This window comes from Pseudomonas sp. 2995-1, assembly GCF_002742505.1.
Lineage (GTDB): Bacteria > Pseudomonadota > Gammaproteobacteria > Pseudomonadales > Pseudomonadaceae > Aquipseudomonas > Aquipseudomonas sivasensis.
Genome location: NZ_LJSA01000007.1, coordinates 1 through 228 on the forward strand (window position 1 = coordinate 1; position 228 = coordinate 228).

Genomic DNA, 228 nt, shown 5'->3' on the forward strand with positions numbered 1-228 from the left:
TCTCCCCACCAATTAAGGCACAACCTGATTGTCTGCAACCATCAGCGATACCCGCAACAATCTGCTCTACTACCTCCGGATCATTTACACCTAACGCTAAATAATCAAGGAAAAACAGTGGAGATGCACCTTGAACGACAATATCGTTCACACACATAGCCACAGCATCGATACCGATTGTATCGTGTTTCCCCATCTCTTGTGCGATTAAAAGCTTCGTTCCTACAC

At 45.2% G+C, this 228-nt stretch carries 1 protein-coding gene; it reads right to left on the reverse strand.

Annotated elements, in window-relative coordinates; translation table 11 throughout:
• On the reverse strand, nt 1–228 hold a 228-nt coding region (locus tag AOA61_RS00025; RefSeq protein WP_256583300.1), incomplete at both ends, for an AIR synthase related protein.